The sequence below is a fragment of the Salinivibrio sp. AR647 genome, assembly GCF_001995415.1.
Taxonomy (GTDB): domain Bacteria; phylum Pseudomonadota; class Gammaproteobacteria; order Enterobacterales; family Vibrionaceae; genus Salinivibrio; species Salinivibrio costicola.
The window spans coordinates 281,371-304,048 of sequence record NZ_MUFE01000002.1; the positions used below are offsets into that span (position 1 = coordinate 281,371).

Sequence of the window (22,678 nt, forward strand, 5' to 3'; positions counted from 1 at the left end):
TAGTCTTTCGATAGCCCATCAATTTCAAGAAGAGCGGCCATGCTTGTTCTCCATGTTGAGCGGGAAATGACAGGCAAATTTATGGTTTTTCACTTTCTCGGTTCGCGGTACTTCTACGCATTTACGCTGCGCATAAGGGCAGCGCGGGCCAAGTCGGCAACCAATAGGTAAATGTTGTAATGGCGGTATTGAGCCAGGAAGAGTTTCTAGTTTGCTTTTATGCGGGATCTCGCGGCTAAAATCCGGCATGGTCCGTAATAATGCGTCTGTATATGGATGATGGGGCGTGGTGAGTATTTGCTCTCGGTTTCCCGACTCCACAGACTGGCCACAATACATCACGGTAATTCTATCCGCCCAACGCGTAACCAAAGTCAGATCATGACTAATCAACAAAATGGTCGTGTTCGACAGCTGATTGGTGCGGCTGAGCAGTCGGAAAATTTGTGCTTGCGTGATGGGATCCAAATCATTGGTTGGTTCATCGGCAATTAATAATCGAGGGCGGTTAGCGATCGCCATTGCAATCATCACCTTTTGACATTCGCCATCGGTGAGCTCGTAAGGATAGCTGTCCATCACCCGCCGATGATCTTTTATCCCAACCTTATGGAGTAGGGCGATGGAATGCTGTTTACGCCAGTTTAAACGCTGCCACCAACTGCCAGAAAACGACGCGGGAGGAATCGCTTCTTCAAGCTGATGGCCCACCACTTCAGAGGGGTCAAGACAGGTCGATGGCTCTTGAAAGATCATCGCAATATCTTTACCCACTACGTGGCGACGCTCTCTGGCTGGTAGCTCCAGTAAATCAATATTGCCCAGCCTTAAACGGTCGGCGCTGACATGCCATTGATCTTTGGTCACACCGCAAATGGCCTTGGCGACCAAGCTTTTGCCTGAGCCCGATTCTCCTACCAGGCCACGAATTTCACCGTCATTAATGGTCAGGCTCATTCTATCAACCGCTTTCACCATCCCTTGAGGCGTTTCAATTTCGATGGTTAGGTGTCGAATATCTAATAACGGCATTATTCAGTTCCTGCGTTGATGGCTTGGCTGACGCCCTCACCGACAAGGTTAACAACCAACACGCTAAACGCAATGGCTATGCCGGGCAGAGTCACTGTCCAGGGGGCGGTAAAAATAAGCTCAATGGAATCACCGAGCATAGCGCCCCATTCGGGGGCTGGGGGTTGAGCCCCTAATCCCAGAAAACCCAGCGCGGCAACATCCAAGATCGCGACCGAGATTGCACGGGTTACTTCAGTACTCAATACGGTGACAATATTCGGCAAAATAGAATGGTGTAACAGATAGATATTATTCGCGCCATCCAAGCGTGCGGCGATGATGTAATCTTTCTCTATTTCATCGTGGACCGCGGTATACACCGCACGAATAATTCGAGGGATCAGTGACAACCAAATCGCGAGCAATATCTGGGTTTCACCAACACCGAGAAAGGCGACCACAATGATCGCCAATAGCAGCGAAGGGATGGAAAGAATGCTGTCAAGAATGTGGTTTAACACACTGGACTTCAGGCCCTTGGTCATACCTGCCAGCACACCAATAGCGATGCCGACCAACGACGCGGTTAATGCCGTTATCAGCGCCAATCCAAAGGTTAAGCGAGAGCCGGCAATTAAGCGCGATAGCATGTCGCGGCTCAAATCATCGGTGCCGAGAAAAAACTCAATCTGCCCAGACTGCACCCAAGAGGGTGGCATCAAAAGCTGACCCGTTTGATGTTGCGGGCTCCAAGGGGCGAGCAAGGGTGCAAAGAGGGTCACTAAGAGAAGCCCGGCTAGACACCAAAACCCAATCACAGCTAACTTATTGCGGCGAAAGGCAGTCCAAGTCCGCTCAAACTGAGTGGGAATATGCTGTTCAACGTAGACGCTATTTGAGGGCATACCATTTCTTCCTTACCAGCGGATTCATAAACGCCCCTAGCACATCGGAGACAATATTAATCAATAAGACAAATCCACCAATCGCGAGCACGCCCGCCTGTACAGAGGTATAGTCTTTGACAAGGAGCGCATCGAGTAACCAACGCCCAATGCCTGGCCAGTTAAATACAGATTCGACAATAATCACAAAGGTCACCATGGTGGAAACCAATAATCCAAAATTGGGAATAATAGGCGGAATCGCGTTTTTCATTCCATGCCGAAGCACAATCTCGGTTTTCGATAGCCCTTTAGTGGCCGCGGCTTTAATGTAATTCTGACTCATCACATAAGCCATTGAGTTTCTGACCATCTTAATAATTTCAGTTGTCGGAACCACGGCAAGCGTCAGTGTCGGGAGAGCAAGATGACGCATAATATCGGTCGCGACTTTTCCCTGGAGCGGTAAATCCGAGAGCCATAAATCGACTAACGCAAACCCAGAAATATGTGGGATCTCATACAAAAGGTTGTAGCGGCCTGATACGGGGAACCATTGTAAGTCGAGTGAGAACACCATAATCAGTAAGATGGCTAACCAGAATGTCGGAATCGAAAATATCACGACGGCGAGGGATGAAATCACTTTATCCGTGGGGCCTTGACTACGCAGCCCTGCAAGCGTGCCGAGCGGTACGCCGACCATCACGCTAATGACCAGCGCGGAAATACAGAGCTCTAACGTCGCCGGTGCGACATGGGCAAGAATATTGACCACTGGCTCCCCGTTAGCCGCAAGCCCTAGGTTTCCATCAATGAGTTGGCGTAGATAATAAACCCACCCTAACCAATAGTCATATTGGTGCCATCCTGAATCAGGCGACAATAAAATGATGTTATAAGCGACCAAGGTGAGGATCACCAAGGTGATCAAAAATAAGTTGAAGCGTCGTAAGGTATAAATCAGCATGGTTTAGCGCTCCCGTGACACATCAGCAAAACTGTCTGCCCCAAAGGGTGTCATCGTGAGCCCGGTTAAATGTTCATCACGGACTTGGTGTTGAATACCGTGGGCAAGCGGCACCACCGGCATCCGACGGTCAAGAATGGTTTGTGCGTCCTGGTATAAGGTTTTGCGCATGGCCATATTGTCTGTCGCAATGGCTTCATTTAAGGTTTGATCGAAAAAGCGGTTACACCAATTGGCGATATTCCACCCCGTGAACTTGGCATTGCAAGTCAGTAACGGGCGTAAAAAAGCATCAGGATCCCCATTATCGGCCACCCAACCGGTAAGCACCATACCGTGACTGTCATCGCCTTCCCGAATCGATGCGCGGTTAACGGTTTTTTCTGGAATGATATTTACGTCTATGCCAATTTCTCCCAGATCGGCCTGGATCAGTTCGGCGGTTTTACGCGGACTTGGATTAAACGCCGTGGGCTTTAATGGCACCGTTAAATCAACACTGAAGCCATGGCGATACCCGGCTTTGGCGAGCAGGGCCGCTGCGAGCTTGGGATCATATTGGCTTTGCTGATTAGGGTCATACGCCCAGGACATCGGTGGCAACAAGCTGGTGGCAGGCGTGCCTGTGCCATAATACACCGAGCTTAGTAAGGCACCGCGATTAATCGCCAGATTGATCGCCTGACGAACCGCCACCTGCGAAAGCGCTGGATGGCGGGTGTTGAGCGCAATAAACGCCACGTTCATTCCCGTTTGAGATGATAAACGAAAGCGCGGATCATTCACCACGACGGGTAACTGACTGGCAACGGGAGAGGCGAGCACATCACATTCACCCGTCAGCATTTTTGCCAAGGTGCCCGTTCCTCGGGTTGAAATATCAAAGACCACCTGTTCCATCGGGGCGGGACCTTGCCAATATTGCCAGTGGCGGCGCAGACGAATTAATTCACGAGGCTGATACTCAGCCATAGCAAACGGGCCGGTGCCAACCGGGTAGGCGTCGATCTTTTCCGGTGTACCGGCGGCTAATAATTGGTTGGCATATTCTTTTGAAAGAATCACCGAAAATTTGCTGGCTAGTGTAGAAAGAAACGATACATCGGGCCGCGAGAGGGTAAATTGCACACGATAGGTATCGGTCGCTTTGACACTCGAGACTAAACTTGAAAAATCCATGCTATCGAACCATGGATATTGACCGCCAGAAATGCGATGAAAAGGGTGACGGGGGTTAATCAAGCGCCGAAAAGAGAAAACAACGTCCTCAGCATTGAGGTAACGAGACGGCGTAAAGGTCACACTGCGATGAAAAGCCACACCACGACGCAGCACAAAGGTATAGGTTTTACCGTCATCACTGACCTCCCAACTTTTCGCGAGCATGGGCTCGGGTTGGTAGGTGTCAGGGTTCAGCTGAAGCAGGCGATCGTACAGCTGGCTCGATAAGGTGTCTGCGGTCAGGCCGCCATCGGTCAACTGAGGGTTAAATGTGTTCGGTTGGCCTGGGCCACAAAACACAAAACCACGGTTGTCGGCCGCACGTTGATCGTTAGCCGCATCACAACCTGCGAGAAGCAGACCGCTCACGCCCAGGATCAAAAACTGGAAAAAAACGCGCATAAACCAAGTAAAATCAGCTATCAAAATGAATCCCGTAATCTACCACCGAAACGGTCTTACCACCAAGTAAAGTAGGGGTTATCTTGCGTTTCTGTGTCCGTGAGTTGTCCCTGTGCCGATAAAGGTTGAGCAACCACAAGATTAGTTATCTTGTCCCACGTCATGCTTGCGCAACAGCCCCCTGAATTGATGGTAGCTTAGGCCGAGTAACTGCGCGGCCTTCCTCTGATGATAGTTGGCTTGCGACAACGCCGCTGTGACCAAATCGCGTTCTTGTGTGGTTTGCCACTCACGCAGATCAAGAGGAAAGGCTGGCAGTGAACCTTTGACCGCTGAAGGAGCATGCGTGGATTGCTGAGGCTGCCAAGGCGGTGAAAATGGGTCAAGGCAAATCGTATCGATGGGTGTGGTGGCATCATTATGGCGAGAAAGCGCCCGCTCAACTGCATTTTTCAGCTCTCGCACATTACCTGGCCAGGAGTGTGTTAGCAATTGTGCTTGGGCCGGTTGCGAAAAGCCCGCAAATAATGGATAACCGAGCTCAACCGCCATTTTCATGGCAAAGTGCTCGGCCATGATCAAGATATCCTGCTGGCGCTCGCGAAGTGGGGGAAGATGGATAACGTCGAAGGCGAGCCGGTCCAGCAGATCAGGACGAAATTGGTTGTCTTGCGCAAGCGCAGGTAGATCTTCATTGGTGGCGCACACCAGCCGAACATCTGCGCGCAAAGGCGTGGTGCCGCCAACACGTTCATATTCCCCATATTCAATCACACGGAGTAACTTTTCCTGAACGCCCTGAGGCGCGGTAGCGATCTCGTCCAAGAATAGCGTTCCGCCCTCAGCGCGCTCAAATCGGCCCGCATGTCGGCCTTTGGCACTGGTAAAAGCACCGGCCTCATGGCCAAAGAGCTCAGAATCGATCAGCCCCTCGCTTAGCGCCGCACAGTTCAAGCTCACAAGCGGTTGTGACCAACGGGTTGAGAGGTAATGAAGACGCTGCGCGATTAACTCTTTCCCGGTGCCGCGCTCACCCATAATCAGGACCGGACGGTTGAGCGGGGCCAGCCGACTAACATGGTCTAACACGGCTAAAAAACGGTCGGACTCCCCCAGTAAGTTATCTTGTTCTCGCATGGCGATTTTTACCAAATAGTGGTTTTATTCATCATGAACGGTTTAGAAGGCCGACGCAACTGCTTTTAACCGATTGAAAAATAGCGCATAAAAAGTTGGCATACCGTTTGAATAAGTGTGAGCAGGTTTAAACAAACTTGAACAAATAGAAGGAGTCAGTGATGGGAATCTTTTCTCGTTTTGCAGATATCGTCAATGCCAACGTCAACGCCTTGCTCGATAAGGCGGAAGATCCACAAAAAATGATCCGTTTGATCATTCAAGAAATGGAAGACACCTTGGTAGAGGTGCGGACATCATCAGCGAAAGCGCTGGCAGATCAAAAAGAAGTCGCGCGTAAGATTGAAAACATCGAACGCCAAATTCAAGACTGGCAGGAAAAAGCCTCGCTAGCGCTGCAAAAAGATCGTGAAGATCTCGCGCGCGCTGCATTGATCGAAAAACAGAAAGCGCATGATGTGAAAGTCGCACTCGATGAAGAGCTGAGTTTAATTGCGGAAAGCGTTGAAAAACTGAGTGGTGAAATTGCAGCGCTTGAGACCAAGCTGAGCGAAACGCGGGCACGTCAGCAATCGCTGAGCATTCGCCGTGAGACAGCGGGCAATCGTCGTGATGTACGTCGTCACCTCGGCAGTGGTCGGGCGGACGAAGCAATGGCGAAATTTGAACAATACGAGCGCCGTATTGACGAACTTGAAGCGGAAGCCGACAGTTATCAAGTTGGCAAAGGCAAAGGACTAGACGACGAGTTCGCGGATCTTCAAGCCCAAGACGAAATTGAGAAAGAGTTGGCGTCTTTAAAAGCCAAAATGAAAGATAATCAATCATAACCAATACGACGAGGAGCGGACATGTCATCACTATTTCTTGGCTTTCCACTGGCGATATTTTTACTGTTCGTCGCCCCGCTATGGCTGTTGCTGCATTACCGCAGTAAACGCCAAGTTGAGCAGGGCTTAAGTGGGCAAGATTACGAAACGTTACAGCAGCTGGCTCAGCGCGCTGAAAAACTGCAAGCCCGTGTGGATAACTTAGAGCGCTTGCTTGATGCTGAAGCGCCACAATGGAGGCAACGCGCATGAGGGGAACCTTATATCGAGATCCAGACAACGGCCGCATTGCCGGTGTGTGCGCCGGCCTTGCCAACCACTTTGGGATGGAAACCTGGTTAGTACGGATCCTGACGGTCTCCGCGTTTTTGCTCGGCTTCGGTTTTTTTGTGGTGGTGGCCTACATCGCCGCCGTGCTGATCTTAGATAAAAAACCGGCGCAAGAACACGAAACGGTCGAGCCGACTCAGGCGGCGCCAGCGCATCAGGTGAAACAAAAGCCATGGCAGTCGGGCAAGTCAGCCAGCCAACTGATCCGTGATCTCAACGGCGAGTTCACGCAAATGGAAGACAAGATCACTCAGATGGAAGCCTATGTGACATCATCAGCGTTTAACGTTGATCAAGCGTTTAAAAAGCTATAATCCGCCTCAACTTATCAGAACACGCATTTAACCATGCACAGCGGCTGCCTGTCGTAGGCAGCTTGGCTGATCAAGGAGCCATAAAAACTTATGCCATCAGTGAAAAGGCGCGTAAAGCAGTGGGCCAGCCGAGGCGCTGACCGTCATGTTCGTCTTGCGGTTACTGGCCTCTCGCGTGCGGGAAAAACGGCCTTTATTACCTCACTCATTAACCAGCTGACGCATTTGGGGACCGAGCCTCATTTGCCGTTAATGCAACTGGTGCAGCAGGGACGTGGATTAGGGGCGCGTCGAGAGCCACATCCACATATGCACTTGCCCGCGTTTGATTACGACTCTGCCATGCAGGCGCTACATAGTACTCCGCCGGTGTGGCCGTCACCCACGCGTGATGTCAGTGAAGTACGCCTAGCCGTGCGGTATCGACCCCAGTCTGCCGCACTGAGAGCGATTAACGACATGGCGACCTTGTACGTTGATATTATTGACTATCCCGGAGAGTGGCTGCTCGATTTACCCTTGTTGAGTCAAACCTACTCGCAATGGTCAGCTAAACAGTCGGGATTATTGACCGGGCGTCGTGGCGAGCTTGCTGGCACGTGGACAACCAAAGCCGCGGCGCTCGACCCGTTTGCACCTGCAGATGAAAAAAAGCTGGCTGAGATTGCTGCCGACTACACGGCCTTTTTACACCAGTGTAAAGCACATGGCGGGCTGCATTGGGTGCAACCTGGCCGGTTTGTGCTTCCCGGGGAACTGGCTGGTGCACCTGTGGTGCAGTTCTTTCCTTGGGTTGGCTCGGACAATGAACAGGATTTGACCAAAGCAGGGAAAAACTCCAACTATGGGGTACTCAAAGCACGCTACGACTATTACTGTGAACATGTGGTTGCCCATTTTTACCGCGAACACTTTGCCAAAATTGATCGCCAAGTCATCTTGGTCGACACCTTACAACCGTTGAACGCTGGGCCCGCTGCGTTTCACGATATGCGCCTCGCCGTTGAGCAGCTCATGCAAAGCTTTAAATACGGCAAGTCAGGGTTACTCAAACGGCTGTTTTCGCCCCGTATCGATAAAGTGTTGTTTGCCGCCACCAAAGCCGATCATGTGACCCCCGAGCAACATCCAAACTTGGTGAGCCTATTGCAACAAATTGTTCATCAAGCGTGGCAACAGGCGGCGTTTGAAGGCATTGATATGCGCTGTCAAAGTGTCGCCGCGATTGAAGCAACCACACCGGGCTATGTCTCGGTAAAAGGCAGCACCCAAAGCGCGTTAAAAGGCCATTTGGCCGATAACAGCCCAGTGACGTTATACCCGGGAGAGGTACCGGCTCAGTTACCGGAAGATGCCTTCTGGCAGGATCAAGGGTTTGACTTCCCGTCGTTTCGTCCGCAACCCGCGCCACTCGATGCCCCCTTGCCACATATCCGCATGGATAAAGCCTTGGATTATTTGCTTGGCGACAAATTTCGATAAATGAGGTAGTCATGACCCAATATAAGCCAAAACAAACCTTTGCACAGGATGCCGAGATAGACCAGACGGCATTAGATAGCCGGATACAACAAGGCACCACGTTTGAATCGGACCATGATTTTACGCCGGCGGCGAGTACTGAATGGGAAGCCTCGCTTGATGCAACGCTCGCCCCCTCGTCACGCAAGCGACGCCGAGTGTGGCCATTTCTTATGTTGGCAACCATGCTACTGGCATTGTGGCAATCCGCTGACAGTGTGTATCAAAGCTGGCTAGCGCAAGATTGGCTTAGCCTTGGCTGGCAAGGTTTGTTGATCGCCATCGCCACGACTGGATTGGTGATGCTGGGTAAAGAATGGCGCGCGATGCGTCGTTTGCTGCAACGCGATGCTGTCCGCCAACAGGCTGAGCAACTGCTGGCCAGTGATGCGGTCGGGCAGGGCGAACACTTTTGTCGTCAGTTAGCGGAGCAAACTGGACAAGTACAGCGTCCAGCTTTTACACAGTGGCAGCAAGCGATCACGGCAACCCATAACGACAGCGAAATTTTAGGCCTTTATGAGCAACAGGTACTCAGCGCTCAGGATAAGGCAGCGCGCGCCTTGGTGACGAAACACTCGCAAGAGGCGGCCTTAATGGTGGCCGTAAGCCCACTGGCGGCCGCCGATATGTTACTGGTTGCGTGGCGAAATTTTCATTTAATGACCAAGATTGCCAACGTGTATGGCATTCAACTTGGGGTCAAAGCCCGATTGAGTTTACTTAAAATGGTTCTCACCAACATGGCGCTTGCCGGCGCGAGTGAGGCCATGACCGATGTTGGCTTTGATGTCCTTTCAGTGAACCTTGCTGGACGTGTTTCTGGTCGCGTCGCCCAAGGGTTGGGGATTGGTTTGCTCACGGCTCGCCTTGGATTAAAAACCATGACTCTGATGCGGCCACTGCCTTGGCATGGGCAAGCGGCCCCGAGCTTGTCACAGTTGCGGCGCGAGCTGGTAAAACGGCTAATGGGTAAAAGCCCAACCCCCGCCGAATCAACCCACTGACGCGAATGCGTGTAGCACGCGTGGTGGCACGTTCTTGGTGACGCTCTAGTAACATGCTCTTAGTAACAGGCTCTTAGTAACAGGCTATTGGTGACATCGTAGCCTATTGCGCTCTGTCACCTTATGTTTTTATTTATAATATAATCAAAAGTTTAAACGGAAAAAGTCTGTGCTACAAACGTGATGTCGCAAGGCAAAAATGGCATCAGGGCTTGACTGTTAACCCTAACCCGCTCAAACTTCGCCTCAGTGTCAACTTATCCTGACAGCTAATCCGGCGCATGAAAAAATACTGACGATTGCTTTTGTAACGTCTTGATCAGAGCAGGTTTTAATCACCTCATCCCATCTTGTTCTGCGCCGGTATTGGGTATCACTGTCACGTTACAGGAATCCATTATGAGACTGAAAGTCTGTTGTGAAGATAGGATCGGACTGACCCGCGAACTGCTTGATATTCTGGTTCGCCGCGATATTGATCTACGCGGGATCGAAATCGACCAGGTCGGAATTATCTATCTGAACTGCCCTGAAATTGAATTTGAAGCCTTTAGTCAGTTGATGTCTGAAATTCGACTGATTTCTGGGGTCACCGATGTGCGCAAAGTCCAGTTCTTGCCTGCCGAGCGCGAGCATAAAGAGCTACGTGCCTTGGTCGAAAGCCTGACCGATCCTGTGGTTTCGATCAACCTTGACGGCTACATCGATATGGCCAATAAAGCGGCACAAGATCTGATTGGATCCAGTGAGCATCAGCTTATCGACGAGTATGCGAACACCGTGTTTCCTGACTTTCAGTTTGCCCATTGGCTTGAAAAAGAAGAAGCCAGCCAAAGCTGTAGGATGGTGGTGATGGCTGGCCTCGACTTCCTCATGGAAGTGATGCCTGTTCATATCAACGATGAAAGCGAACAGCCTGTGCTCGTGAGCGCCGTGGTCCAACTGAAACAAGTGGCGCTGAATAACACCCCGCAAACGGTTTTCCGCACGCCTAGCGACCATGGTTTTGAGCACCTCGTTGGCCAATCCAACAAGTTTAAGCAGCTGATGAGCCAAGCTAAAAAATTAGCGATGCTCGACGCGCCACTGTTGGTACAAGGCGAAACCGGAACAGGCAAAGAGATGATTGCGCGCGCTTGCCATCGGCATTCACTGCGGGCAGACAAACCCTTCTTGCTGGTGAACTGCGTGTCGATGCCTGATAACGCCGCTGAAACCGAGCTGTTTGGCATGGCCGCCGCAGAAGAGGGCGGTAGCGCGAAAAAAGGGATTTTAGAGCAAGCGGACGGCGGCACCGTCTTCCTATATGAAGTCGGTGAAATGAGCCGCCACCTGCAGGTAAAACTGCTGCGCTTTATGCAAGACGGCACCTTCCGTCGGGTCGGTGAAGAGCGTGAAATGCAGGTCGATGTGCGGGTGATTTGCTCAACGCAGAAAAATTTACCTGAGCTGGTGGCCGCGCACCAATTCCGCGAAGACCTCTTTTATCGCCTTAATGTCTTATCGCTGACGGTTCCACCGCTGAGAGAACGTTCTGCGGATGTGATGCCACTTGCGCAGCTATTTATTAAACAATTTGCCGCCGATTTGGGCCAATCCAAGCCAAGCATCGATGACGCGCTTGCAGACTACCTGACCCACTATGCATGGCCGGGTAATATCCGCCAGCTTCGCAATGTGTTATTGCATGCGATGACCCAAATCGATGCCGACGTGATGACGATAGACGATGTGCAGTTACCAGAAATCGAAAACACTCAGTTTATGAGCGAAGAGTCGATTGATGGATCGTTGGACGAAATCATGAAGCGTTATGAGTCTGGCATATTGCATAACTTGTACCGAAGCTACCCTTCCACGCGTAAACTGGCTAAGCGGCTGGATGTCTCGCATACCGCTATCGCCAATAAACTGCGCGACTATGGCATTGGTAAGAAATAACGCGGGCCAAGACAGTGACTATGTACGAACCCTCGGTGAGTGATTTGCCGCGATTATCCGTGGATGAACTGCGCATTGATGCCATCAGCCATGAAGACGTCATGCGAGTTGTGCAGTACTTTCAGCGCAATCGTGCCTTTCTTACCCCCTGGGAGCCGGCGCGAACATCGGGCTTTTACTCCGAGCAGGGCTGGAAACGGCGGGTGCTACAGCTGATGGAGTTACAAAAGCATCAGCTGGCATATTATTTTTTAATTGCCACGCAAGATTCTCCCACGGTATTGGGAGTGATCTCTTATACCAGCATGATGCAGTATCCTTCGTATTCTTGCACCGTCGGTTACTCGTTAGACCAAGCGGCACAAGGGCAGGGCATTATGCGCCGCGCATTGGCGACCACCAATCAATGGTTATTCGATAATATCCATATTCACCGCGTCAATGCCGCTTATATGCCATGCAATGCGCGCAGTGCCAAGGTGTTAGAGGCCGTTGGATTTGAACGAGAAGGACGAGCACGGGATTACCTGCTCATTAATGGTCAATGGGAAGATCACCTGTTAATGGCACATATTAATCCCCACTGGCGCCCTAAATCGTCGTCCTAAAGGAAGGTTCCATGAAAAAAGGCGATCGATTGCGATCGCCTTTTGCGTTGCTGTTTTTGCTCGTGCCCTCATGGACATTCGCTATTTCACTGTTAAGACTCGCATCGTATTGGTTGAGCCAACCACTTCCATTTGGTCACCTTGGGTCATGATCACCTGATCGCCTTCATTCAAAAACCCACCCGCTTTCAGTGTCTGCAGGGCAAGCTCGGCCACTTGCGGACCGGCACCACTGTTGCTGTCGAAATACACGGGGGTGACGCCGCGATACAATGCTGCACGATTCAGCGTTTGTTCATGGCGAGACAAGGCGAAAATGGGCTTACCCGATGAAATACGTGACATCATTAACGCGGTGCGGCCTGACTCAGTCAGCGACACCATGGCTTTAATCCCTTTCATATGGTTTGCCGCATACATGGTTGCCATCGACACCGTCTCTTCTTGGCTATCAAACTGACGATCCAAGCGATGGTTAGACACATTCACCGACGGCATTTTTTCCGCACCGACACACACTTCTGCCATGGCGCGTACCGTCTCAACCGGATACTGTCCTGCTGCGGTTTCTGCTGATAGCATTACCGCGTCGGTACCATCTAACACGGCGTTAGCGACATCCATCACTTCTGCACGGGTTGGCATCGGGGCTGTGATCATCGACTCCATCATTTGTGTGGCAGTGATCACTAAGCGGTTCATACTGCGTGCGCGTCGGATCAATTGTTTCTGTACCCCGACTAACTCAGGGTCACCAATTTCGACGCCAAGATCGCCACGTGCCACCATCACCACATCAGACGCTTCGATAATGTCATCAATACTGGCATCGCTCACCACGGTTTCTGCGCGTTCAACCTTGGCGACCAAACGTGCATCCAGACCAGCCTCGCGTGCTAATGAGCGGGCATAATGCATGTCTTGACCGTTGCGAGGGAACGAGATAGCCAAAAAGTCGACCTTGATTTTGGCGGCGGTGAGAATGTCTTGTTTATCTTTTTCGGTCAACGCAGGCGCAGACAGGCCACCGCCTTTCTTGTTGATCCCTTTGTTGTTTGATAGCTTCCCGCCCACCGTGACTTCGGTATGCACTTTGGTGCCGTCAACGGCCAATACTTTGAGCTGTACACGGCCATCGTCGAGCAGCAAAATGTCGCCATGGGTGACATCTTGCGGTAGCGCCTTGTAGTCCAGCCCCACAGCGTCTTGATCGCCCATTCCCGGAGAAAGATCGCTGTCTAGGGTAAATTTATCACCCACCGCAAGCACAATAGCGCCGTCTTTAAACGTGGATACGCGAATCTTAGGGCCTTGTAAATCGCCTAAAATCCCCACATGGCGACCCAGTCGTGCGGCGATAGCACGCACCTGTTCGGCACGCTTAATATGATCTTCTGCACTGCCGTGAGAGAAGTTGAGGCGAACGACATTCGCACCCGCCTGAATGACGGCCTCTAACACACTGTCTTTATCCGTTGCCGGGCCCAAGGTGGTGACAATTTTCGTTCTTCTCAATTTTGCAGACATGATGAACTCCTGTAGACAGGGTGATGCGCAAGAAGCGTGTTACAAGGCAAGCATCACCGCTTAGTAACAAACCAATAAAACGCTGACATCAGTGTAGCGCACGGAAAATATCAACGAGATGACACAAAAAAGGAGTGCCATGCACTCCTCGGGATTAGGTCAATGATTCTTTATGAAAACGTGAATCGCGAATGGCTTCTTTGACACGTTTCAAGTTATCTCTAAAGCCGGGGCCGCGGCGTAGGGTAAAACCGGTAGCCAAGACGTCGATGACGGTCATTTGCACCACGCGGCTTGCCATTGGCATGTATTCATCGGTATCTTCAGGGACATCGAGTTGAATGGTGTGCGAGCAAACCTTATCGAGCGGTGAATCGCGCTGGGTGATACCAATCACGGTGGCGCCATTTTCTCGGGCCAAGTTCGCCACGTCGACCAGGCTTTTGGTCCGGCCTGTGTGTGAGATCATCACCACCACGTCGCCGTCATTGCAGTTAATACAGCTCATGCGTTGCATCACAATATCGTTAAAGCAGACGACAGGGATGTTAAAACGGAAAAACTTGTTCTGCGCATCGTGGGCAACAGACGCTGACGCACCCAAACCAAAGAAAGAAATTTTCTTTGCTTGGGTCAACATATCAACAGCACGGTTAATTTGGTGTGTATCAATGCTGTTCTTCGCCACATCTAAACAGGCCATGGTTGACTCGAAAATCTTGGCTGTGTAAGCATCGGCACCGTCGTTCTCTTCAACGTTACGGTTCACATAAGGCGTACCGTTTGCCAAGCTCTGCGCTAAATGCAGTTTAAAGTCGGGAAATCCTTTGGTGTCTAAACGACGACAAAAGCGATTCACCGTTGGCTCACTCACATCAGCCATTTTCGCTAACGTCGCAATGCTTGAGTGGATAGCGGTTTGAGGCGAGGCGACAATAATTTCAGCAACTTTTCTTTCAGATTTGCTGAAGTTTTCAATATTTTTTTGTATTTTTTCCAGAGTATTCATCTGAGTTACCGCTTACGTTCAAGACCAAATTAAAAACTATCGCTCCCTGAGAGCGAACAAAATGTAGTGTTTAAGTACGTCAATCATCACGGTTTTTGACCACCGTTTAATGATGAATAGTCTATCGTCTCACGCTTTGTAATGACATTATTATGACTATCTGAGAATGAAAACTTTGTCACCATTCACGCTTTTGGTTATTTCCTTACACAATGAAGGAATATATTTACAGCGCGAAATAAATAATCGGTCAAAAATGGGGCAAAAAGCGGTGTGAAGCCGATTACATTGAAAAATAATTACGTAACCCTAAGGAGTGCTTGTGTCAGGATTGAAAGTCGGAATTTGTGGTTGTGGTTGGTTGGGTACCCCCCTTGCGTCGCACTTGCTAGCGGCAGGGCATCAGGTGGTGGGGACCAAGCGCCAATCGGATGCAGCGCAAGCATGGAGCCAGTCACTAGGTGCGCCAATGGTGCCTTTTGATGTCATGGCGCCCGATTACCACCACGCGCAGCCATTGCTTGATTGCGACATTGTGGTGATCAATATCGCGGCAGGGCGACGTAATGCCGATTTTGATGCCTACCGCAACGCGATGACCGCCTTTATTGATCATCTGGCACAAGCGGGCGTTGAACATGTGCTCTTTATTAGCACGACGTCTGTGTATGGAGAGCTTAAAGGACAAGTCACAGAACAAACACCGACCGCCGCGACAACGGCATCCGGTCAAGCGCATGAAGCCATTGAAGCCCATGTTGATCGCGTGTATGGCGAGCGGGGCAGTGTGCTGCGCTTGGCAGGTTTAATTGGCGGTGAACGTCACCCATCAACCATGTTGTCAGGGCGTACAGGGCTGTCTGGCGGTAGCGAGCCGGTTAACCTTATCCATCGTAGCGATGTTATGGCTGCAATCAGTGCAATGATTCATCAGCGCCAATGGGGGCATGTTTTCCATTTGAGTGCGGATCTTCATCCATCCAAAAGCGTTTATTACAGCTGGGCTGCACGTGAAATGGGATTAAAGCCACCTGAGTATCACCCAAGTGCTGGCGATGGAAAATGGATTGATGCCTCGCATACGCTGGCGCAGCTGGGACTCACCTTACGGTATGCGTCGCCCTATCAAATGATTGCCAATGGCCAGGTAACGTCTGATGACCCTGCACCAAAATAAAAAAAGCCCACACAAGGTGGGCAAAATAAAGGTAGAGACAAATAAACTCTAAAGTAAGTAGAAAAAGCAGCAGCAGTTCGGAAAGAAAGGTGAATCATGCACCTCAATCGCTGAGGGGGACAAGGCATTTCTTACCGATGCACCCATTAGGACTGGGCGATGACCAAGAAGTTCCTGATGATTTAAAAAAGTCGCTAAATCTTGTCAATGGGCGACGATTTCGTGATTTTTATCACAAACCTGGCGGCAATAAACGCCGCCATCTCGTTAAATTGAAACAGATATAAATTATTTATCCTGCGTGTAATTGGTGTAGCACTACACGGCCCATTGGCGTTGTTTGAGCCACTGGAATAAGCCACCTAGACCCACTAAGCATAGCCCGAGGCCAATGAAGGACAAAGCTCGCATTAGCCCCTCCAAACTTGCCATATCAACCAAGAAAACTTTCAATATCACTAACGCCAAAGTCGCCATGGCACCTTGCTGCACACGTACCGATTGTTGCCAGTATCCACCGAGCAGAGTCAGGCTGCCAATTACTAACCAAACCAATGAATAAGTGTAAAGCTCTGCGTTTGATGTTGGCAGTGAAAGCACAATGGTGTCACCTTGCCAAGCTTGGCGGATTAATCCGTTGACGAGCAAGAACCCAAAAAATGCCGCAGCGGTACCCGTAAGCAGTTGTACTCGCGCGTTAAACGCCAGGCTCGATGAGGATCCCTCTCGGCCCAGCCAAAGACAAACCAGCAAGGGGACGCCCCACCAAGGCCAGAGCAAACTGGAAAGTGGCGAATAACCAATAGATACCTCTTCAAAGTAGGGATTGTGGTCGACAAAGAGGATCAGTTGGATGAGTATGCTCAATGCCAGCAGTGCTATCCCGCTAAAGCGGTATAAAAAAGCGAACGTCTGCGCGAGGCGATAGCGATAAAGATAAACACAAGCTAACAATGACCAGTTCATACTCATTACCACAGCGCCTGAGACGGAATAGATGACACCGCTAAGGCCTTGAAGATCACACAGCCAAATTGTCGTGCTGGTCAGCCACAGTGCGATGAGCTGTAACTGGGCACCCGTGAGCCAAGCGGGCAGTGTTTGGCTTTGTACCCAACGCTGACTGCCATAAATCAACAGACTAAGCGACGGATAAAGCCACAGTGTATCGGGCACCGATGTCATGTGATTGGTTGTGAGTAATAATAAGGTCGCGCGAGCGAGCACAATACTGACCAGGGCTTGAATAATCCAATCAGCGAGTGTAATCCTGTATTTATGGGTGAGCCAAAGCATCACCACGGCTTGAAGAGCGATCGCCAAGGTTAGCGCGTAATTGCTCAATAGTAAGGTCAGCGCAAGCGCAAGGTGTGCATTCACCCCACACCATAGGCTTAACCGGACTAAATGTTGTGTCTGGTCTGTCCCTTTAAAATAACGAGTAAATGCCGCTAATATCGCCGCGCCACCGGCTAAACATGCTGACCATAATAGGGTGCTATATGCGTGAGGAGGTTGCCCACCCCAAAACGGATCCGTCACTACTGAGTTTAGGCTCACCATTAATGGTGTCGCTAGGCACGCCAACCAGATAAATTGAATGCTTTTTGGCGAACGCTTACCCAAGGCCAAACTATATAACAGAGTAAACACACCGATACTTAAACCCATATGTTGGGCAAGTGCAGAGCCATCAAGATCACTTGTCAGTAGCCAAAGCGCGGCCCAAATTAAGCCCAGAGCAGGCCAAGCACCCCAACGCACAGAGAATAGGGGAGCGAGGTAAAGCCACCCCACTAGTGCTGCGATCAATGGAATACCAGCGGTGATAGATAATGGAAATGCCGCCATTGATGCAATCAGCATAATGGCAAGCATCAGCCAGGTGTCGAGTGCGTGATGGTGCCATGATCGAATATCGACAAGAATACGCCAAGATAGTGGCCCGTCAGATGTTGGTTTAAGCAACCAACCCAATCTTGGTACTGCAATCAGCACGTAGACTGAGCCGACAGCAAATCCAGTGACGATAAGCAGGGGCGCCGAAAAATGGGCAAAAGCAAATAACCAAGCAAGATGCATCCCCCACAAGCTATACCACAGCCATCGGCGCTCGACACGTTGAGCCACATAGGTGATGGCGGCGGCGACGAGTAAAAAATAGCTGGCGAGCAACCCGTAGCTGGGGGTGGCACTGGTAGAGAACAATGGCGCGCCATACGCACCGATGAGCCCGACAACGGTCAGTAGTGGGCCAAACCTAAGCCCGTAGAAGGTCGCAGCGAGCGAGATCAGCGCCAGCATCACAACAGCGATAGGATCAGAAATAAACTGATAGGGCGTCGCCGCCATCAAGGTCAGGCCAAACAAGCTGATAAAGCCCGCACTCGCAATGGCAGCGGGCACATAGCTCGGCCAATCAATTTGCGTATAACAGCGCAACTTATCGTGCAGCCACTCACTGCTTACAATCAAACCGACGCCAAACAGCGCTCCCAAGCCAAGACGGGCAAGAGGGGGAAAATAGCCTTCGCTGATCAGATAGGAAATTAAGAAAAGTCCACCGAGGGTAAAAATACCGGCGCCACTCCAAACCAGCCATTGCTGTTTCGCGCGCTCAAGCCATGCCATCGCATGTCCTTTGGTGGCACGCATGGCGTTATCGTCGTGAAGAGGGGGGGCATCTGTGGGCTGGAGAGTATGATGCTCGCGGTTTTCCTCTAAAGCGTCCGATTCCGTTGATGACTTTACTGAAGGTTCATTGCTCGAACGCATGCTTGATGACGTGTGGTTCTCGCTGGAACTTGTCGTGGTCTCTTGCCTCTGACGCAACTGCCTCAGTGCATGTTGGGTCGCCTCAAGATCATGACGCAAGGAACTCACTTTAATAATCGCAACAACGCCGCAAATACTGCCGACCATAATGATCAACGCCATAGCGACAAGAAAAGTGAAATACATAATAGGGTGACCACATCTGTTAGCGAACGCAGACACACTTTACTGTGGATAGACATTAAATCATCGAAATCGGGCGAAAAGAGCCCAGATTTGGGAGTAAGCGCATAAAAAAGCCCACAAGCAACGAGCAAGTGGGCATAGAAGAAAAGTCTTCTAGAAAAAGCAGTGGCACAAGGTGTGACTAGCAAAAATGCGAATGGGTTCCCACATTGGTATAAAAAAAGCGCCGCCTATTTTTGCGGCCGTACGGGCTTACTGGCTTAGTCTCTGATATTCAATACGTTACATATCGTCTTGCCCCTCCTGTCTCAGACGGATCATTTACCAAACATTATACGGTGACAACAAACGGGCGCTGAACGCCAGTAATGGCCTGATCACCTTGTCATCACTCAATAATGTGATGTTGCTCATGCGATACATAGGTGTTTCTTACTTGTTAAATAAGGCTTGTCGGTATAAAGTTAAACAAGCGTTTAAATCAGGTGAATGAATAATGGCAGGACGAGGCGACACCAAAGCGAAAATACTGGATGCCGCGGAGCAGCTCTTCGCCGAGCATGGCTTTAAAGAAACATCGTTGCGCACCATCACCAGCAAAGCAGGGGTTAATCTTGCCTCGGTGAATTACCATTTTGGTGATAAAAAATCATTGGTGCGCGCGGTGCTTGGACGTTATCTCGAGGCATTTATGCCCGCACTTGGCGAACAACTGCAAATGTTGTTAAGCCAGCGTGAATGTACGATGGCCCAAGTGTTTTCTTGTGCCAAACAGCCGGTACTCGCACTTGACCAATACCGGCCTCATGGCGCGGCCACCTTTATGCAATTAATTGGTCGAGGCTACACCGATGTGCAAGGGCACTTGCGTTGGTTTATTACCACGCGCTATGAGCACGTTTTATCCTTGTTTAACCAAGCGGTGCACAAAGCCAACCCGGCACTCACCCCCGAAGCCGTTTTCTGGCACATCCATTTTACGCTCGGCGCTGCCATTTTCACCATGGCATCGAGCGAGGCACTCCGTGATATTGCCGAAAATGATTTTGATCGCACGTTAGACACCGAAGCGATCGTTGACCGCCTCATCCCGTATTTAGCAGCAGGGATGAACGCCGAGCCAGCAGTGATGCAGCAAGGCCAAGTGCTCCCGTTTGCGGCGGAATCGCAGGCCGACTAGCGCAACAACGTATGGGCGTGGTAGGCGTGGAGCCAGCCCTCATTTATTCGCCCACGTTATTGTCGATGTCTGACAATGCGTGGAATGCAATGTAAAACCCGTTCTGGTCGCACAATAACAGCAACAAGAGTGCAACCATGATCAACAAAAGGACCTGAATCATGAGCTCTCAAACTTCATTACGTCGTTCACTGATTAGTGACAAAGCGTTTACTTTCTTCAAAAAGGTGCTGCCACCCTTATCAGCGACAGAGCGTGAAGCGATGGAAGCGGGCAGCGTTTGGTGGGATGGCGAACTCTTTTCCGGATCGCCAGATTGGAAAACCTTGCACAGCTATGGCAAGCCAACGCTCACCGCTGAAGAACAAGCTTTTATTGATAACCAACTCGATACCTTACTGGCCATGCTGGACGATTTTAAAATCGTGCAAGAGCAAAAAGATTTGCCGGAAGAGGTGTGGGATTACTTGAAGAAAGAACGCTTTTTCTCGCTGATCATCCCCAAAGAATACGGCGGCCTCGCGTTCTCGGCGCTGGCCAACTCCACCATCGTATCGCGCATTGCGACGCGCAGTTTAAGCGCGGCGGTCACTGTAATGGTGCCGAACTCACTGGGCCCAGGAGAACTACTGACGCACTACGGCACCCAAGAACAACGCGATTACTGGCTGCCACGTCTGGCCGATGGCCGTGAAGTGCCTTGCTTTGGTCTCACAGGCCCGGAAGCAGGCTCGGATGCAGGGAGCATTCCCGACCATGGTGTTATTTGCATGGGTGAGCATAATGGCGAAGAGGTTCTCGGGATCCGCTTAAGCTGGAACAAGCGCTATATCACCTTAGCCCCCGTGGCCAGTGTCGTTGGGCTCGCCTTCAAACTCGGCGATCCTGAAGGGTTGTTGGGTGACAAAAAAGATCTCGGCATCACCTGTGCCTTGGTCCCGGCAGACCATCCAGGGGTGGAAATTGGCGATCGCCACAACCCACTCAATATGGCCTTCATGAATGGCACCACCCGTGGTGAAGACGTCTTTATTCCGATTGATTGGGTCATCGGGGGTAAAGACTACGTAGGTCGAGGCTGGCGTATGCTGGTGGAATGCCTGTCTGCCGGACGTGGGATCTCGCTGCCTGCGCTCGGCACGGCGGTCGGCCACTTAGCCACACGCACCACAGGCGCTTACAGCTATGTACGTAAGCAGTTTGGTATGCATATTGGCCGCTTTGAGGGGGTCGCCGAAGCACTGGGTCGCATGGGCGGGTTGAACTACTTGATTGAATCGACCCGTACCCTGACCACCACCGCGCTTGACCAAGGTGAGAAACCGGCGATCATCACCGCCATTTCTAAATACCACATGACCGAGATCGCGCGCACCATCTTAAACGACTCGATGGATGTTCACGCGGGTCGTGCCATTCAATTGGGGCCACTCAACTACATTGGCCACCATTACTTTGGTATTCCTGTCGCGATCACCGTGGAAGGGGCGAACATTCTTACCCGCAACCTGATGATCTTTGGTCAAGGGGCGACCCGTTGCCACCCTTATGTACTTAAAGAGATGGAAGCGGCGGCTAACCCAGACCAAGAGCAAGGCGCACAAGCATTTGATAACCTGCTGTTTAAACACATTGGTCATGCCACTAAAAACAGCATCATGGGGTTAGTGAATGCGTTAACCGGCTCGCTGACTAACCGTGCACCGGTTAGTGGTGAAACGGCCAAATACTATCGCCATCTTACTCGCATGAGTCGTGCACTGGCGGTAACCACCGATGTGGCGATGTTGTCACTAGGCGGTGAGCTAAAACGCCGCGAAATGCTTTCAGCGCGCCTTGGTGATGTATTGAGTCACCTTTATATGGCATCGGCAACCCTGAAGCGCTATGAAGATGAAGGGCGTCCAAGCCAAGATCTGCCAATGGTGCACTATGCGCTGCAATACTGCTTAGCCCAGTGTGCCAAAGCCTTTGATGGCGCCTTTAACAACTTCCCGGCCAAAGGCGTGGGTCGTAGTTTACGGGTGCTATTGTTCCCATTAGGCATGCGTTATACGATGCCGTCCGACAAACTGCTCAACCAGATCGCCGAGCAGTTAATGACCCCAAGTGCAGAGCGCGACCGTTGGACGCATCTTTGCTATGTTGGGGAAAAAGCCGACGATCCGGTGGCGGTAATGGAACGCGCCTTCACAGCCATGTGGGCGTGTCGTGATACCGAAAAAGCCCTGATTAAGGCAGTAAAAGCCAAGAAAATCAATGGTAAAGCCAGCCTGGCCGACCGCTCACAACAAGCGGTAGAGCAAAATATTATCACCGCCGATGCGCGTGAAAAATTGCTTGAGGCCGATGCGTTGCGTGCTTACGCCGTACAAGTGGATGACTTTGAGGCCGATTGGTTTACCTCAAACCAGTTACAAGGGGGCGCTATCGACAAAGCCAACCCGAATAAAGCCGCTTAAACGCTGTGATTACGCTAATGAAAAGCGTCTGTGATGAGCAGACGCTTTTTTTGTTGGCTCGCTCATGGAACCGATTTACACTGCGATCTTGCCCACTATTTTTGCCTGCAACACCTCCAACCACTGGGTATTTTTGCCCTTTTTCCATAAAAGGGGATGCATAGGCAGGCGTTAGTATTTATC

18 protein-coding genes are annotated in these 22,678 nt (G+C 50.9%); 10 read left to right on the forward strand and 8 right to left on the reverse strand.

Annotated elements, in window-relative coordinates:
* Positions 1–24: 24 nt before the first annotated feature.
* From BZG76_RS03820 to pspF, 5 genes are all read right to left on the reverse strand, one after another.
* Positions 25–1,032, reverse strand: a complete 1,008-nt coding sequence (locus BZG76_RS03820) for a peptide ABC transporter ATP-binding protein (protein ID WP_021022385.1) — start codon at positions 1,030–1,032, stop codon at positions 25–27.
* The gene (sapC, locus tag BZG76_RS03825; RefSeq protein WP_021022384.1) at positions 1,032–1,919 is read right to left on the reverse strand and encodes a putrescine export ABC transporter permease SapC; all 888 of its coding nucleotides are present in this window, start codon (positions 1,917–1,919) and stop codon (positions 1,032–1,034) included. The genes BZG76_RS03820 and sapC overlap by 1 nt, the downstream gene beginning before the upstream one ends.
* Positions 1,906–2,868: an ABC transporter permease gene (locus BZG76_RS03830; protein WP_077460212.1), complete on the reverse strand. Its 963-nt coding sequence runs from the start codon at positions 2,866–2,868 to the stop codon at positions 1,906–1,908. The genes sapC and BZG76_RS03830 overlap by 14 nt, the downstream gene beginning before the upstream one ends.
* Before the next feature lie 3 nt (positions 2,869–2,871).
* Positions 2,872–4,491 (reverse strand): ABC transporter substrate-binding protein SapA, encoded by a 1,620-nt coding sequence (sapA, locus tag BZG76_RS03835; RefSeq protein ID WP_077460213.1) that lies wholly within the window; start codon positions 4,489–4,491, stop codon positions 2,872–2,874.
* A 141-nt stretch (positions 4,492–4,632) separates the two neighbouring features.
* Positions 4,633–5,628, reverse strand: a complete 996-nt coding sequence (gene pspF, locus BZG76_RS03840; protein ID WP_077460214.1) for a phage shock protein operon transcriptional activator — start codon at positions 5,626–5,628, stop codon at positions 4,633–4,635.
* A gap of 161 nt (positions 5,629–5,789) precedes the next feature.
* On the opposite strand from pspF, the gene pspA reads away from it, so the two are divergent.
* The 7 genes from pspA to BZG76_RS03875 all read left to right on the forward strand — a co-directional run bounded on the left by pspA (position 5,790) and on the right by BZG76_RS03875 (position 12,179).
* A complete protein-coding gene (pspA, locus tag BZG76_RS03845) occupies positions 5,790–6,458 on the forward strand; it encodes a phage shock protein PspA (protein ID WP_077460215.1) in 669 nt (222 codons plus the stop codon).
* Between the two features lie 21 nt (positions 6,459–6,479).
* Positions 6,480–6,710 carry an envelope stress response membrane protein PspB gene (gene pspB, locus BZG76_RS03850; RefSeq protein ID WP_021022379.1) on the forward strand — a complete coding sequence of 77 codons (231 nt, stop codon included), beginning with the start codon at positions 6,480–6,482 and terminating at the stop codon, positions 6,708–6,710.
* The gene (pspC, locus tag BZG76_RS03855) at positions 6,707–7,102 is read left to right on the forward strand and encodes an envelope stress response membrane protein PspC (protein WP_077460216.1); all 396 of its coding nucleotides are present in this window, start codon (positions 6,707–6,709) and stop codon (positions 7,100–7,102) included. Before pspB ends, pspC begins: the two co-directional genes overlap by 4 nt.
* 90 nt (positions 7,103–7,192) lie before the next feature.
* Positions 7,193–8,584: a YcjX family protein gene (locus BZG76_RS03860; protein ID WP_077460217.1), complete on the forward strand. Its 1,392-nt coding sequence runs from the start codon at positions 7,193–7,195 to the stop codon at positions 8,582–8,584.
* An 11-nt stretch (positions 8,585–8,595) separates the two neighbouring features.
* Positions 8,596–9,630, forward strand: a complete 1,035-nt coding sequence (locus BZG76_RS03865; protein ID WP_077460218.1) for a YcjF family protein — start codon at positions 8,596–8,598, stop codon at positions 9,628–9,630.
* 399 nt (positions 9,631–10,029) lie between these two features.
* A complete protein-coding gene (gene tyrR / locus BZG76_RS03870; RefSeq protein WP_077460219.1) occupies positions 10,030–11,571 on the forward strand; it encodes a transcriptional regulator TyrR in 1,542 nt (513 codons plus the stop codon).
* Between the two features lie 20 nt (positions 11,572–11,591).
* Positions 11,592–12,179 carry a GNAT family N-acetyltransferase gene (locus BZG76_RS03875; RefSeq protein ID WP_077460220.1) on the forward strand — a complete coding sequence of 196 codons (588 nt, stop codon included), beginning with the start codon at positions 11,592–11,594 and terminating at the stop codon, positions 12,177–12,179.
* Positions 12,180–12,260: 81 nt separating this feature from the next.
* Here the strand turns inward: BZG76_RS03875 and pyk are convergent, their stop codons facing one another.
* Together pyk and BZG76_RS03885 are read right to left on the reverse strand one after the other, a co-directional pair.
* Entirely contained in the window at positions 12,261–13,706 is a 1,446-nt protein-coding gene (gene pyk, locus BZG76_RS03880; RefSeq protein ID WP_077460221.1) for a pyruvate kinase, read from the reverse strand.
* Positions 13,707–13,860: 154 nt separating this feature from the next.
* Positions 13,861–14,715 carry a MurR/RpiR family transcriptional regulator gene (locus BZG76_RS03885; protein WP_021022372.1) on the reverse strand — a complete coding sequence of 285 codons (855 nt, stop codon included), beginning with the start codon at positions 14,713–14,715 and terminating at the stop codon, positions 13,861–13,863.
* A 322-nt stretch (positions 14,716–15,037) separates the two neighbouring features.
* On the opposite strand from BZG76_RS03885, the gene BZG76_RS03890 reads away from it, so the two are divergent.
* Entirely contained in the window at positions 15,038–15,892 is an 855-nt protein-coding gene (locus BZG76_RS03890) for an SDR family oxidoreductase (protein WP_158011313.1), read from the forward strand.
* Positions 15,893–16,210: 318 nt separating this feature from the next.
* On the opposite strand, the gene BZG76_RS03895 is transcribed toward BZG76_RS03890, so the two are convergent.
* Positions 16,211–18,853 (reverse strand): DUF2339 domain-containing protein, encoded by a 2,643-nt coding sequence (locus BZG76_RS03895; RefSeq protein ID WP_077460223.1) that lies wholly within the window; start codon positions 18,851–18,853, stop codon positions 16,211–16,213.
* A 496-nt stretch (positions 18,854–19,349) separates the two neighbouring features.
* On the opposite strand from BZG76_RS03895, the gene BZG76_RS03900 reads away from it, so the two are divergent.
* Together BZG76_RS03900 and BZG76_RS03905 are read left to right on the forward strand one after the other, a co-directional pair.
* Complete coding sequence (locus BZG76_RS03900; protein WP_077460224.1) at positions 19,350–20,033, forward strand: TetR/AcrR family transcriptional regulator; 684 nt, start codon at positions 19,350–19,352, stop codon at positions 20,031–20,033.
* Between the two features lie 161 nt (positions 20,034–20,194).
* Positions 20,195–22,495 (forward strand): acyl-CoA dehydrogenase, encoded by a 2,301-nt coding sequence (locus BZG76_RS03905; RefSeq protein WP_021022368.1) that lies wholly within the window; start codon positions 20,195–20,197, stop codon positions 22,493–22,495.
* The last annotated feature ends 183 nt before the right edge of the window (positions 22,496–22,678 follow it).

Excerpts from the sequence above, each read along its gene's own strand:
- BZG76_RS03820 (WP_021022385.1), bottom strand. The coding sequence starts at position 1,032 with ATGCCGTTATTAGATATTCGACACCTAACCATCGAAATTGAAACGCCT.
- sapC (WP_021022384.1), bottom strand. The coding sequence starts at position 1,919 with ATGCCCTCAAATAGCGTCTACGTTGAACAGCATATTCCCACTCAGTTT.
- BZG76_RS03830 (WP_077460212.1), bottom strand. The coding sequence starts at position 2,868 with ATGCTGATTTATACCTTACGACGCTTCAACTTATTTTTGATCACCTTG.
- sapA (WP_077460213.1), bottom strand. The coding sequence starts at position 4,491 with ATGCGCGTTTTTTTCCAGTTTTTGATCCTGGGCGTGAGCGGTCTGCTT.
- pspF (WP_077460214.1), bottom strand. The coding sequence starts at position 5,628 with ATGCGAGAACAAGATAACTTACTGGGGGAGTCCGACCGTTTTTTAGCC.
- pspA (WP_077460215.1), top strand. The coding sequence starts at position 5,790 with ATGGGAATCTTTTCTCGTTTTGCAGATATCGTCAATGCCAACGTCAAC.
- pspB (WP_021022379.1), top strand. The coding sequence starts at position 6,480 with ATGTCATCACTATTTCTTGGCTTTCCACTGGCGATATTTTTACTGTTC.
- pspC (WP_077460216.1), top strand. The coding sequence starts at position 6,707 with ATGAGGGGAACCTTATATCGAGATCCAGACAACGGCCGCATTGCCGGT.
- BZG76_RS03860 (WP_077460217.1), top strand. The coding sequence starts at position 7,193 with ATGCCATCAGTGAAAAGGCGCGTAAAGCAGTGGGCCAGCCGAGGCGCT.
- BZG76_RS03865 (WP_077460218.1), top strand. The coding sequence starts at position 8,596 with ATGACCCAATATAAGCCAAAACAAACCTTTGCACAGGATGCCGAGATA.
- tyrR (WP_077460219.1), top strand. The coding sequence starts at position 10,030 with ATGAGACTGAAAGTCTGTTGTGAAGATAGGATCGGACTGACCCGCGAA.
- BZG76_RS03875 (WP_077460220.1), top strand. The coding sequence starts at position 11,592 with ATGTACGAACCCTCGGTGAGTGATTTGCCGCGATTATCCGTGGATGAA.
- pyk (WP_077460221.1), bottom strand. The coding sequence starts at position 13,706 with ATGTCTGCAAAATTGAGAAGAACGAAAATTGTCACCACCTTGGGCCCG.
- BZG76_RS03885 (WP_021022372.1), bottom strand. The coding sequence starts at position 14,715 with ATGAATACTCTGGAAAAAATACAAAAAAATATTGAAAACTTCAGCAAA.
- BZG76_RS03895 (WP_077460223.1), bottom strand. The coding sequence starts at position 18,853 with ATGTATTTCACTTTTCTTGTCGCTATGGCGTTGATCATTATGGTCGGC.
- BZG76_RS03900 (WP_077460224.1), top strand. The coding sequence starts at position 19,350 with ATGGCAGGACGAGGCGACACCAAAGCGAAAATACTGGATGCCGCGGAG.
- BZG76_RS03905 (WP_021022368.1), top strand. The coding sequence starts at position 20,195 with ATGAGCTCTCAAACTTCATTACGTCGTTCACTGATTAGTGACAAAGCG.